The organism is Leisingera sp. CC-HEC096 (genome assembly GCF_059429235.1).
This window is the reverse complement of the sequence record NZ_JCAIJS010000001.1, coordinates 3,727,615-3,739,948: the sequence shown is the minus strand read 5'-3', so window position 1 is coordinate 3,739,948 and position 12,334 is coordinate 3,727,615. Positions and strand designations below refer to the sequence as shown.

Here is a 12,334-nt window from a genome sequence, read left to right as displayed (position 1 = left end):
GATGTTAAGCTTGTTAACACCTATGCGGAAAGCGCGGCGATTGCATCCGCTTTTGCCAGGATCTCGCGCGCGGTCGCCACATGCAGGTTCTCGACTATCTTGCCATCGACCACGGCAACACCCTGCCCTGCGGCCTGCGCCTCGTCGAATGCGGCAATCTGGCGGCGGGAGGTGTCGATCTCGCGTTCGGTCGGGGCAAAGGCGGCATTGGCCACCTCCACCTGCGCCGGGTGGATCAGGGTCTTGCCGTCAAAGCCCATGTCGCGGCCCTGCGCGCATTCCGCGGCCAGCCCTTCGGCATCCTTGAAGGCGTTGTAAACACCATCGACGATCACCAGCCCCTCGGCCTTGGCCGCCAGCAGGCAAAGGCCCAGCCCTGCCATCATCGGCATCCGGTCGGGGCGGTAGCGGGTCTGCAGCTCCTTGGCGAGGTCATTGGTGCCCATTACCATGCCCTGCAGTTTGGGGTGCGCCGCGATGGCGGCGGCATTCAGCATGCCGCGGGGGGTCTCCATCATCGCCCACAGCGGGATGTCGCCAGTGATCTCTGCCAGCGCGTCCAGATCTTCCGGCGCGTTCACCTTGGGCAGCAGAATCGCGTCGCAATCCATTTTGGCCGCCGCGATGGCGTCCTCGCGGCCCCATTCGGTGTCCAGCCCGTTGATCCGCACGATCTTCATCCGCGCGCCAAAGCCGCCCGCCTCCAGCGCTTGCGCCAAGGTTGCGCGGGCATTGGGCTTTTCATCCACCGACACCGCGTCTTCCAGGTCAAAGATCACAGCATCCACCGGCAGGGTCTTGGCCTTCTCCAGCGCGCGCGGCTTGGAACCGGGAATATACAAAACCGAACGGTAAGGGCGCGCGCGCGGGTCCATGCAAGCTCTCCAAAAGTTATTTTATTGCGTAAAGCGGTACAGATTCGATTGTATACTTTCAAGTACAATTCCGCCGCAGCGCAGCGTAACTTTCCCCGCAATTGCAGCAAGCCTCTGATAACACGCGTGCTTTTCCGGCGCCCTCAGGGTTAACCACTTATCAGCACCTGACAGGCAAAGTTGAGGGTACCACGGCACAGGATCTCCGCCGCCCAATCAGGGCCGCCCCTGCTGCCCGCAGGCATGGGGCCTGCGACACGAATTGCGTCACACACCGGCCCGCTCAGGGATACGGGGGCTGCCGTCCGGCACCCTGCCCTGTCCGGCCGTTCCGGAAAGGGTAAAACGAGATGAAAAGGACAAAATTTGCACTGCCGGCCGTCCTGGCCGCCGTCACTCTGGCCACGGCCCCCGTCGCCGCGCAAAGCCGCAATTGCGCCCCCCGCGATGCGGTGGTGAAACGCCTGGCCGAGAAATACGGCGAAAGCCGCCAAAGCATCGGCATGGGCCAGCAAGGCATGGTGATGGAAACCTTTGCGTCGGACGAAACCGGCAGCTGGACCATTACCGTGACCACTCCCAACGGCATGACCTGCCTGGTGGCCTCCGGCCAGTCTTATGAAGTGCTCGCAGAAGCACTGCCAAAAGCAGACAGCGACGTCTGAGCAGTTATTGAGGCAGGTTTCCAGGCCGCGGTTACAGTGGCCGGGGACGCCACGGCGGGCTGCGCCTGAAGGGGGCTTCAGGCCAGCCCGTCCCAGATCAGCTTGCTGCCGGTCACCATCAGCAGCACATAGGTCAGCGCAAAGAACCAGCGCTCCGGGATGCTGTGATGCATCTTCACCCCCAGCCAGGCCCCGAGCAGCGCAAAGGGCGCCAGCATCAGATCCAGCATCAGCGTTTCACGTGTGAACAGCCCCAGCGCGGCATAGGGCACCGCCTTGGCAATGTTGATCGCCCAGAAAATCAGTACCGTGCTCGCCTGATACTCAGTCTTCCGTAACCTCAGGCTGAGGAGATAGACCGCCGCCGGCGGCCCGCCGGCATGGCTGACAAAACTGGTAAACCCCACTGCCAGCCCGGCAGCGAGACCTGCAAGGCGCGAAAGCGGCCGCGCCGCCACGGCCCGCAGCCCAAGCCGGGCGCGCAGCTGCCACAGCACGAACCCCACCGCCACCGCGCCGATCAGCACCCGCATCGCATCGGCATCCACCGAGGTGTAAAGCCACGCCCCCAGCGCCACCCCCGGCAGCCCGCCCGCGATCAGCAGCAGCGCAGCCCCCAGATTCCAGCGCCCCCAATAGGGTTTCAGCGTGGCCACGTCGATCAGCATCAACAGCGGCAACATCAGCGCCAGCGCCATTCCCGGCTCCAGCACCAGCGCCAGAATCGCCGCCGAAGCAAAGGCTGCGCCGGAACCGAAACCGCCCTTGGAGACGCCCGCAAAAACGACCGCAGGAATGGCAAAAACGAAAAACATCGCATCAAATGCCGCCATAGCCCGCCCCTGAAAGCCCTGAATTAAAGACCGTTTAGCGGTATCACCTCGGCATACGCAAGTATACCGCACCCTATGCCGCAGCGCAGAACCCTTGCACGGCCCGGGTTTACGCCGTAGGCATCAGGAAATTTCAACCGGACCGGAGACATTTACCAATGGCACGACCCAAAATCGCCCTCATCGGCGCAGGTCAGATCGGCGGCACCCTCGCGCACCTCGCAGCCCTCAAGGAACTGGGCGACGTTGTTCTTTTCGACATCGCCGAAGGCACCCCCGAAGGCAAAGCGCTGGACATCGCGGAATCCGGTCCGTCCGAGGGCTTCGATGCCTCGCTGAAGGGCACTCAGTCCTATGAGGACATCGCAGGCGCCGACGTCTGCATCGTGACCGCCGGCGTGCCGCGCAAGCCGGGCATGAGCCGCGACGACCTGCTGGGCATCAACCTCAAGGTGATGAAATCCGTGGGTGAAGGCATCCGCGACCACGCGCCGGACGCTTTCGTGATCTGCATCACCAACCCGCTGGACGCGATGGTCTGGGCCCTGCGCGAGTTCTCCGGCCTGCCCCACAACAAGGTTTGCGGCATGGCCGGCGTGCTGGACTCCGCCCGCTTCCGCCACTTCCTGGCCGAGGAATTCGGCGTCTCCATGAAAGACGTCACCGCATTTGTGCTGGGCGGCCACGGCGACACCATGGTGCCGTCGGTGCGCTACTCCACCGTGGCCGGCATCCCGCTGCCCGACCTGGTCAAGATGGGCTGGACCACCCAAGACAAGCTCGACGCCATCGTGCAGCGCACCCGTGACGGCGGCGCGGAAATCGTCGGCCTGCTGAAAACCGGCTCCGCCTTCTATGCGCCGGCGACCTCGGCGATCGAAATGGCCGAAGCCTACCTGAAGGACCAGAAGCGCGTGCTGCCCTGCGCCGCCTATTGCACAGGTGAGATCGGCGTCAGCGACATGTATGTGGGCGTGCCCACCGTGATCGGCGCCGGCGGCATCGAGAAGATCGTCGACATCCAGCTGACCGAAGAAGAGCAGACCATGTTCGACAACTCGGTCAACGCGGTGAAAGGCCTGGTCGAGGCCTGCAAGGGCATCGACAGCTCCCTGGCCTAAGCATAGCATCGAGCGACAGCTCAAAGGGCCCGCATCTGGCGGGCCCTTTTCTTTTGCCGCAGCGTCCCGGTCCGGCGGCTGACGCTTTTGGCCTATGATGCGGCGGCGGCGGCCTTCCGGCCACGGCTCGAATCACCGCCGTTAAGCCTCCGGTAAATTGTGATCACACCCTCAAAACCTGTGATCACAAAACCTGAAAATCTTCACCATTTCCCCGTCTCCCGTCAAATAAGCCTTTAACACTTGGCTTTAACACGGCCTATTGAACAGCAGACAATTGCAGCCAGACGGGACAGTTTCAGATGAACATCCACGAATATCAGGCCAAAGCCCTTCTTCGCAGCTACGGCGCACCGGTGTCCGACGGACGCGTGGTGCTGCGGGCCGAAGAAGCCAAAACCGCCGCCGGTGAGCTCGACGGCCCCCTGTGGGTCGTGAAGGCACAGATCCACGCAGGCGGCCGCGGCAAGGGCTCCTTCAAGGAAGCCGATGCCGGCGAAAAAGGCGGCGTGCGCCTGACCAAATCGGTGGAAGAAGCTGCCGAAGAAGCCAAGAAGATGCTGGGCCGCACCCTGGTCACGCATCAGACCGGCCCGGCGGGCAAGCAGGTGAACCGCATCTACATCGAGGCCGGCTCCGGCATCGAGCGGGAACTGTACTTGGCGCTGCTGGTCGACCGCCAGACCTCGCGCATCTCCTTTGTCTGCTCCACCGAGGGCGGCATGGACATCGAGGAAGTGGCCGCCGCCACCCCGGAAAAGATCCTGTCCTTCTCCGTTGACCCGGCCACCGGCTACCAGGCCTACCACGGCCGCCGCATCGCGTTCTCGCTGGGTCTCGAAGGCCAGCAGGTCAAGCAGTGCGTCAAGCTGATGGGCCAGCTCTACAAAGCCTTCGTCGAGAAGGACATGGAGATGCTGGAGATCAACCCGCTGATCGTCAGCGACGACGGCAACCTCAAGGTGCTGGACGCCAAGGTCGGCTTTGACGGCAACGCGGTCTACCGCCATTCCGACGTAGCCGAGCTGCGCGACACCACCGAAGAAGACCCGAAAGAGCTGGAAGCCTCCAAGTACGACCTGAACTACATCGCGCTGGACGGTGAGATCGGCTGCATGGTGAACGGCGCGGGCCTGGCGATGGCGACCATGGACATCATCAAGCTGTATGGTGCCGAGCCTGCCAACTTCCTCGACGTGGGCGGCGGCGCCACCAAGGAAAAGGTGACCGAAGCGTTCAAGATCATCACCTCCGACGAAAACGTCAAAGGCATCCTGGTCAACATCTTCGGCGGCATCATGCGTTGCGATGTGATCGCCGAGGGCGTGGTTGCCGCGGTCAAGGAAGTCGGCCTGAAGGTACCGCTGGTGGTCCGCCTTGAAGGCACCAACGTCGAGAAAGGCAAGGAGATCATCAACACCTCCGGCCTCGACGTGATCGCCGCCGACGACCTCAAGGACGGCGCCGAGAAGATCGTGAAGGCGGTTAAGGGCTAAGGGCCAGATCCGGTGAAGGCGGCTGTCTACCTCATAGGCTTGCAGCAGGCCACGGGCCGGGCGGAGCTGATGCAGCGCGAGCTGGATCGGGCCGGGCTCTCGGCTGTGCGCATTGACGCGGTGGACAGCACCCAAGTCAGCCGCGAAGAGATGCTGCAGCAGTGCCGGCCTGAGGGCAACTGGGGCTACTTCCAGACCAAGGATATGGCCTGCACCCTGAGCCATGCCAAGGCCTGGGAGGCGTTCCTGGCGTCAGACGCCGATGTGGCGCTGATCCTGGAGGATGACGTCTTCCTGTCGCCCGATACCGGCGCCTGGCTGGCGGATCTCTCCTGGTGGCCGCAGGATGCCGGCATCGTCAAGTTCGAGCGCTGGCGCAGCCGCAAGCTGCAGGTGGCGCTTGGCAAGGACGGCTTCACCCATCTGGGCCGCGAGGTGCGCCAGCTGCTGTCCCGCCACGCAGGCGGTGCGGCCTATGTGATCTCCCGCCGGGCGGCGCAGCACCTGCTGGACAGCCGCCCGTTCGAAATCACGCTGGACAACCTTCTGTTCAACTTTGACGCCTCGCTGCCTGCGCGCGGCATCAAGGTTTATCAGGTCCAGCCGGCGCTCGCCGAGCAGGGCAACGAGGCCCCGGACGAGCACGCCATCGGCCCGGCGCGCCACCGGCCCAAGGGCTGGCCGCTGGTCCGCCAGAAATTCCGGCGCGGGATTTACGAGTTCCGCGGTGGCTTCCGAATACTTCCCAGTGTGGTCTTGGGGCGGGCCACTCTCGAAAAAATCCGCTTCGACGGCCGTTCTCTGGCCACCCCGCAGACCCAACACACACATACCGCTTGAAGGAACCAAAAACATGGCAGTCCTCATCGACGAAAACACCAAGGTCATCTGTCAGGGCTTCACCGGCTCGCAGGGCACTTTCCACTCCGAACAGGCCATCGCCTACGGCACCAAGATGGTCGGCGGCGTGACCCCCGGCAAAGGCGGCCAGACCCACCTGAACCTGCCGGTCTTCAACTCCGTGCATGAAGCCAAGGCCAAGACCGAGGCCAACGCCTCCGTCATCTACGTGCCGCCGCCGTTCGCCGCGGATTCGATCCTGGAAGCGATCGACGCCGAAATGGAAGTGATCGTGGCGATCACCGAGGGCATCCCGGTTCTCGACATGATGAAGGTGAAGCGCGCGCTGGAGAACTCCAAGTCGGTGCTGATCGGCCCCAACTGCCCCGGCGTGATTACGCCCGACGCCTGCAAGATCGGCATCATGCCCGGCCACATCCACAAGCGCGGCACCGTCGGGGTTGTATCGCGCTCCGGCACCCTGACCTACGAGGCCGTGAAACAGACAACCGACGTTGGCCTGGGCCAGTCCACCTGCGTGGGCATCGGCGGCGACCCGATCAAGGGCACCGAACATATCGACGTGCTGGAATGGTTCCTGGCCGATGACGAGACCGAGAGCATCATCATGATCGGCGAAATCGGCGGCTCTGCCGAAGAAGAAGCCGCGCAGTTCCTGGCCGATGAAGCCAAGAAGGGCCGCAAGAAGCCGGTTGCAGGCTTCATCGCCGGGCGCACCGCCCCTCCGGGCCGCCGCATGGGCCACGCGGGCGCGATCGTCGCCGGCGGCAAGGGCGGCGCCGAGGACAAGATCGAAGCGATGAAATCCGCAGGCATCGTGGTCGCCGAAAGCCCGGCCGGCCTTGGCGAAGCGGTTCTGAAAGCGATCGGCAAGTAATGCCTCTTTCCGCTTTGCATACCACAAAGCGGACAATGCCCGGCGGCCTCCGCCGGGCATCCCCTCCTGCCAGGGCAGCACATATAATTAAGGACCTCGCCGCCAATCCGGTGCGCCCCACCGGATTGGCCGCAAGGTTCTGCGGCACATTCATCCAATTGAAACTCCTGCGCACCACCCTGCCGGGAGTGGCCTAAGGCCAGAACAAATACGGTCCCAACCCGCAAGAGGCACCAAAATGACCGAACAAAGCCCCAACGACCTCTTCCGCGCCTCCTCCTTCATGCAGGGGCACAATGCGGAGTATCTGGAGCAGCTCTATGCCCAGTACGCCAATGACCCGAACGCGGTGGATGCCGCCTGGGCGGAGTTCTTCCGCCAGATGGGCGATGCCGAGCTCGACGTGAAGGCCGAGGCCTCCGGCCCTTCCTGGGCGCGCAATGACTGGCCGCCGATGCCCGCCGATGACCTGACAGGCGCGCTGACCGGCGACTGGCCCGCCCCGGCTGAGGCCAAGGCGGCAGGCAAGAAGATCAAGGAAAAGGCCGCCGCCAAGGGCGTTGAACTGACCGACGATCAGGTGCAGCGCGCGGTGCTGGACTCGATCCGCGCCCTGATGCTGATCCGCGCCTACCGGATCCGCGGCCACCTGGCGGCGGACCTCGACCCGCTGGGCATGCGTGCCGCCACCCCGCACCCTGAGCTGGACCCCAAGACCTACGGCTTCACCGGCGGCGACATGGACCGGCCGATCTTCATCGACAATGTGCTGGGCCTGCAGGTCGCGACCATGCGCCAGATCGTCGACATCGTGAAGCGTACCTATTGCGGCACCTTTGCGCTGCAGTACATGCACATTTCCGACCCTGAGCAATCCGCGTGGCTGAAAGAGCGGATCGAGGGCTATGACAAGGAAATCACCTTCACCCGCGAGGGCCGCAAGGCGATCCTCAACAAGATGGTCGAGGCCGAGGGCTTCGAGAAATTCCTGCACGTCAAATACACCGGCACCAAGCGTTTCGGCCTTGATGGCGGTGAAAGCCTGATCCCGGCGATGGAACAGATCATCAAGCGCGGCGGCGCGCTGGGTGTGAAGGACATCGTAATCGGCATGCCGCACCGCGGCCGCCTCAACATCCTCGCCAACGTGATGCAGAAGCCCTACCGGGCGATCTTCAACGAATTCCAGGGCGGCAGCTTCAAGCCCGAGGACGTGGACGGCTCCGGCGACGTGAAATACCACCTCGGCGCCTCCTCCGACCGCGAGTTCGACGGCAACAGTGTGCACCTTTCGCTGACCGCCAACCCCTCCCACCTGGAAGCCGTGAACCCGGTGGTTCTGGGCAAGGTCCGCGCCAAGCAGGACCAGTTGGGCGACGGCGAGCGCACCCAGGTGCTGCCGATCCTGCTGCACGGCGACGCCGCCTTTGCGGGCCAGGGCGTGGTGGCGGAATGCTTTGCGCTGTCGGGCCTGCGCGGCCACCGCACCGGCGGCACCATGCATATCGTGGTGAACAACCAGATCGGCTTCACCACCGCGCCGCATTTCTCGCGCTCCTCCCCCTACCCCACCGACAACGCGCTGGTGGTTGAGGCGCCCATCTTCCACGTGAACGGCGACGACCCGGAAGCGGTGGTGCACGCCGCCAAGGTGGCGACCGAGTTCCGCCAGAAGTTCCACAAGGACGTGGTCATCGACATCTTCTGCTACCGCCGCTTCGGTCACAACGAAGGCGACGAGCCGATGTTCACCAACCCCTTGATGTACAAGAAGATCAAGGGCCACAAGACCACCCTCACCCTCTACACCGACCGGCTGGTCAAGGACGGTCTGATCCCCGAGGGCGAGATCGAGGACATGAAGGCCGCCTTCCAGGCGCATCTGAATGAGGAATTCGAAGCCGGCAAGGACTACAAGCCCAACAAGGCCGACTGGCTGGACGGGCGCTGGTCGCATCTCGACAAGAAGGACGCCGACTACCAGCGCGGCCGCACCGCGATCGAGCCTGAGACACTGTCCGAAATCGGCAAAGCGCTGAGCCAGGTGCCGGAGGGCTTCCCGCAGCACCGCACCGTCGGCCGCTTCCTGGACGCGCGCGGCAAAATGTTCGCGAACGGCGAAGGTTTCGACTGGGCCACCGGCGAAGCGCTCGCGTTCGGTTCACTGATGCTGGAAGGCTACCCGGTGCGCCTGGCAGGCCAGGACGCCACCCGCGGCACCTTCTCGCAGCGCCATTCCGGCATCGTCAACCAGGAGACCGAGGAGCGCTACTACCCGCTCAACAACATCCGCGCGGGCCAGTCCCAGTACGAGGTGATCGACTCCGCACTGTCGGAATACGCGGTTCTGGGCTTTGAATACGGCTACTCGCTGGCGGAACCCAACGCGCTGACGCTCTGGGAAGCCCAGTTCGGCGACTTCGCCAACGGCGCCCAGATCATGTTCGACCAGTTCATCTCCTCCGGTGAGTCGAAGTGGCTGCGCATGTCCGGCCTGGTCTGCCTGCTGCCGCACGGCTTTGAGGGCCAGGGGCCGGAGCACTCCTCCGCCCGCCTGGAACGCTTCCTGCAGATGTGCGGCCAGGACAACTGGATCGTGGCCAACTGCACCACGCCGGCGAACTACTTCCACATCCTGCGCCGCCAGCTGCACCGCACCTTCCGCAAGCCGCTGGTTCTGATGACGCCGAAATCGCTTCTGCGCCACAAGCTGGCGGTCAGCAGCGCCGAGGATTTCACCACCGGTTCCAGCTTCCACCGGGTGCTGTGGGATGACGCCCAGAAAGGCAACTCGGACACCCAGCTGGTCGCCGACGACAAGATCAAACGCGTCGTCATGTGCTCGGGCAAGGTCTACTACGACCTGCTGGAAGAACGCGACGCCCGCGGCATCGACGATGTCTACCTGATGCGGGTGGAGCAGTTCTATCCGTTCCCGGCGATCTCGATGGTGAAGGAGCTGGAACGCTTCAAGCAGGCGGAAATGGTCTGGTGCCAGGAAGAGCCCAAGAACCAGGGCGCCTGGACCTTCATCGAGCCCAACATCGAATGGGTGCTGACCCGGATCGGCGCCAAGCACACCCGGCCGCTCTATGCAGGCCGCGCCACCTCGGCCTCGCCCGCAACCGGCCTGGCCAGCGAACACAAAGCCCAACAAGCAGCCCTCGTGAACGAAGCGCTGAGCATCTGAGGATAAAGAGACATGACAACCGAAGTCCGCGTACCCACCCTGGGCGAATCCGTGACCGAGGCCACCGTGGCCACCTGGTTCAAGAAACCCGGCGACGCCGTCAATGCCGATGAAATGCTCTGCGAGCTGGAAACCGACAAGGTGACCGTTGAGGTGCCCTCGCCCGCGGCCGGCACCCTGGGCGAGATCGTCGCCGGTGAAGGCGAAACCGTCGGCGTCGATGCGCTGCTGGCCACCCTGACCGAGGCCAACGGCGCCGCCGCGGCCCCGGCCGCGCCTGCAAGCAAACCGTCGGAGGCACCGGCCCAGGCCGATGCGTCCTCCGGCGGCGGCAGCGCCCCGGTGCCGGTCATGGTTCCCGCGCTTGGCGAGTCCGTTTCCGAGGCCACCGTCTCCTCCTGGTTCAAGAAGGTGGGCGACAGCGTCGCGCAGGACGAGATGCTGTGCGAGCTGGAAACCGACAAGGTGTCCGTCGAGGTGCCCGCGCCTGCAGCCGGCGTGCTGACCGAAATCCTGGCCGAGGAAGGCGCGACCGTGAACGCCGGCGGCAAGCTGGCCGTCATGTCGTCGGGTGAAGCTGCGGCAGCAGGCGGCACGGATGCCGGACCCGCCGCAGAAGCTGCCAGCGGCACCTATACCGGCCCTGGCGCAGGCGTCAAAAACGCCCCCTCGGCGGAAAAGGCGATGGCAGAAGCCGGCATCGACGCCAGCCAGGTCAAGGGAACCGGGCGCGACGGGCGCATCATGAAGGAAGACGTCGCGGCCGCCCTCGCCGCCGCCAAGTCCGCACCGGCGTCTGCCCCGGCACCGGCCCAGGTGCGCGGCCCTGTCACTGCAGACGACGCCGCGCGCGAGGAACGGGTCAAGATGACCCGCCTGCGCCAGACTATCGCCAAGCGCCTGAAGGACGCCCAGAACACCGCCGCGATCCTGACCACCTACAACGAGGTGGACATGACCGAGGTGATGGCGCTGCGCAATCAGTACAAGGACCAGTTCGAGAAGAAGCACGGCGTCCGCCTTGGCTTTATGTCGTTCTTCACCAAGGCCTGCTGCCACGCGCTGAAGGAAGTGCCGGAAGTCAACGCCGAGATCGACGGCACCGACATCGTCTACAAGAACTTCGTGCACATGGGCGTCGCCGCGGGCACCCCGCAGGGCCTGGTGGTGCCGGTGATCCGCGACGCCGACCGTATGTCCTTTGCCGAGATCGAAAAGGCGATCTCCGAGAAGGGCAAGCGCGCCCGTGACGGCAAGCTCAGCATGGCGGAGATGCAGGGCGGCACCTTCACCATCTCCAACGGCGGCGTCTACGGCTCGCTGATGTCCTCGCCGATCCTGAACCCGCCGCAATCCGGCATCCTCGGCATGCACAAGATCCAGGACCGCCCGATGGTTGTGAACGGCGAGATCAAGATCCGCCCGATGATGTATCTGGCGCTGAGCTATGACCACCGCATCGTTGACGGCAAAGGCGCCGTGACCTTCCTGGTCCGCGTCAAGGAAGCCCTCGAGGACCCGCGGCGTCTTCTGATGGATCTGTAAACCTTTGAGGGGAAAGCCTAGCCAGCCCTACAAAATCAGCGCGCCCAAGATTGGTGAAAGACCCAGCTTTTGGGCGCGCTGGTGCGGTATTAAATGCCCCGATTGCGGACGCATTCAATCAACACTGGCTATGATGCGGACAAACCCTTGGAGGGGTGTGAATAAGACCGATTTTCACCTTTGTGGAACCTGCGGCACACACCTCTATCTGACCGGAAAATCCCGCCATTGGCGTTTCTTCCTAGTAGTCGTGCCCATTTTTTTCTCTGTAATGGTGCTCACCTCAATCGCATTTAGCTGGTTGGGCTGGGTGACAACTGAAGGCCCGAAAAAAGGTGCACCAACTTTCGGTGCCTTGCCTTTGATGATGATAACGATTTTCAGCGTGATAAGTGCCATCAACGGTCGCCGGGAAGAGGTCAAGAGCGTCAAACTTGAAGATGGCCAATTCCAATGACCCTCCCGCTCTCGGGCCTCGTCTGCCTCTCGATCCTCGCCCTGATCCACGTGAGCTGCGACAGCTTCCTGCTGAAGCTGTCCGTGGGCAATGCCTGGACCGCAGGCCCGCGCGACACCGCTGTCAGCCGCAGCGCGCTGGCGGGCCGGGCCCGGCGCGCCTTCACCAATTTCCTGGAAACCGCCCCGGTCTTCATCTGCCTGGCGCTGGTCGCGAAACTGGCTGGCCTGCACAGCGCGCTAATCACCGGCGGCATCTGCACTTACCTCGCCGGCCGCGCCTTCTACCTGCCCGCCTACCTCAGCGGAGTGCACTACCTGCGCACCGCAATCTGGCTCATCGCCACCAGAGGCCTTGCCGCGATGCTCGCGGGGGTGCTCCTCGCATGAGCTTTCACCTTTGCAAAAATACTCC

11 protein-coding genes are annotated in these 12,334 nt (G+C 63.9%); 9 read left to right on the top strand and 2 right to left on the bottom strand.

Annotated features, from left to right (window positions below; genetic code table 11):
- Window positions 1-20: 20 nt before the first annotated feature.
- The gene (locus tag AC5STI_RS18135) at window positions 21-875 is read right to left on the bottom strand and encodes an HpcH/HpaI aldolase/citrate lyase family protein (protein WP_490398712.1); all 855 of its coding nucleotides are present in this window, start codon (window positions 873-875) and stop codon (window positions 21-23) included.
- Window positions 876-1,225: 350 nt separating this feature from the next.
- Here AC5STI_RS18135 and AC5STI_RS18130 point away from each other — a divergent pair, with 350 nt between their 5' ends.
- A complete protein-coding gene (locus tag AC5STI_RS18130; RefSeq protein WP_495447644.1) occupies window positions 1,226-1,540 on the top strand; it encodes a hypothetical protein in 315 nt (104 codons plus the stop codon).
- Window positions 1,541-1,617: 77 nt separating this feature from the next.
- Here AC5STI_RS18130 and AC5STI_RS18125 read toward each other — a convergent pair whose 3' ends face one another.
- The gene (locus tag AC5STI_RS18125) at window positions 1,618-2,373 is read right to left on the bottom strand and encodes a sulfite exporter TauE/SafE family protein (protein WP_475050215.1); all 756 of its coding nucleotides are present in this window, start codon (window positions 2,371-2,373) and stop codon (window positions 1,618-1,620) included.
- A gap of 158 nt (window positions 2,374-2,531) precedes the next feature.
- Here AC5STI_RS18125 and mdh point away from each other — a divergent pair, with 158 nt between their 5' ends.
- The 8 genes from mdh to AC5STI_RS18085 all read left to right on the top strand — a co-directional run bounded on the left by mdh (window position 2,532) and on the right by AC5STI_RS18085 (window position 12,309).
- Window positions 2,532-3,494 carry a malate dehydrogenase gene (gene mdh / locus AC5STI_RS18120; RefSeq protein WP_259968620.1) on the top strand — a complete coding sequence of 321 codons (963 nt, stop codon included), beginning with the start codon at window positions 2,532-2,534 and terminating at the stop codon, window positions 3,492-3,494.
- 302 nt (window positions 3,495-3,796) lie between these two features.
- Window positions 3,797-4,990, top strand: coding sequence for an ADP-forming succinate--CoA ligase subunit beta (gene sucC, locus AC5STI_RS18115; RefSeq protein WP_495447643.1), 1,194 nt, complete (start codon window positions 3,797-3,799; stop codon window positions 4,988-4,990).
- A 12-nt stretch (window positions 4,991-5,002) separates the two neighbouring features.
- Complete coding sequence (locus tag AC5STI_RS18110; protein ID WP_495447642.1) at window positions 5,003-5,830, top strand: glycosyltransferase family 25 protein; 828 nt, start codon at window positions 5,003-5,005, stop codon at window positions 5,828-5,830.
- A 13-nt stretch (window positions 5,831-5,843) separates the two neighbouring features.
- Entirely contained in the window at window positions 5,844-6,728 is an 885-nt protein-coding gene (gene sucD / locus AC5STI_RS18105; RefSeq protein WP_027235115.1) for a succinate--CoA ligase subunit alpha, read from the top strand.
- Window positions 6,729-6,966: 238 nt separating this feature from the next.
- Window positions 6,967-9,918 carry a 2-oxoglutarate dehydrogenase E1 component gene (locus AC5STI_RS18100; protein ID WP_495447641.1) on the top strand — a complete coding sequence of 984 codons (2,952 nt, stop codon included), beginning with the start codon at window positions 6,967-6,969 and terminating at the stop codon, window positions 9,916-9,918.
- Window positions 9,919-9,930: 12 nt separating this feature from the next.
- A complete protein-coding gene (gene odhB / locus AC5STI_RS18095) occupies window positions 9,931-11,463 on the top strand; it encodes a 2-oxoglutarate dehydrogenase complex dihydrolipoyllysine-residue succinyltransferase (RefSeq protein WP_495447640.1) in 1,533 nt (510 codons plus the stop codon).
- Between the two features lie 157 nt (window positions 11,464-11,620).
- Window positions 11,621-11,920, top strand: a complete 300-nt coding sequence (locus AC5STI_RS18090; RefSeq protein WP_495447639.1) for a hypothetical protein — start codon at window positions 11,621-11,623, stop codon at window positions 11,918-11,920.
- On the top strand, window positions 11,917-12,309 hold the full coding sequence (locus AC5STI_RS18085) for an MAPEG family protein (RefSeq protein WP_495447638.1): 393 nt from the start codon (window positions 11,917-11,919) through the stop codon (window positions 12,307-12,309). The genes AC5STI_RS18090 and AC5STI_RS18085 overlap by 4 nt, the downstream gene beginning before the upstream one ends.
- The last annotated feature ends 25 nt before the right edge of the window (window positions 12,310-12,334 follow it).

Bases quoted from the DNA above. Each gene is read 5' to 3' on its own strand.
- AC5STI_RS18135 (WP_490398712.1), bottom strand. From the start codon at position 875: ATGGACCCGCGCGCGCGCCCTTACCGTTCGGTTTTGTATATTCCCGGT.
- AC5STI_RS18130 (WP_495447644.1), top strand. From the start codon at position 1,226: ATGAAAAGGACAAAATTTGCACTGCCGGCCGTCCTGGCCGCCGTCACT.
- AC5STI_RS18125 (WP_475050215.1), bottom strand. From the start codon at position 2,373: ATGGCGGCATTTGATGCGATGTTTTTCGTTTTTGCCATTCCTGCGGTC.
- mdh (WP_259968620.1), top strand. From the start codon at position 2,532: ATGGCACGACCCAAAATCGCCCTCATCGGCGCAGGTCAGATCGGCGGC.
- sucC (WP_495447643.1), top strand. From the start codon at position 3,797: ATGAACATCCACGAATATCAGGCCAAAGCCCTTCTTCGCAGCTACGGC.
- sucD (WP_027235115.1), top strand. From the start codon at position 5,844: ATGGCAGTCCTCATCGACGAAAACACCAAGGTCATCTGTCAGGGCTTC.
- AC5STI_RS18100 (WP_495447641.1), top strand. From the start codon at position 6,967: ATGACCGAACAAAGCCCCAACGACCTCTTCCGCGCCTCCTCCTTCATG.
- odhB (WP_495447640.1), top strand. From the start codon at position 9,931: ATGACAACCGAAGTCCGCGTACCCACCCTGGGCGAATCCGTGACCGAG.
- AC5STI_RS18085 (WP_495447638.1), top strand. From the start codon at position 11,917: ATGACCCTCCCGCTCTCGGGCCTCGTCTGCCTCTCGATCCTCGCCCTG.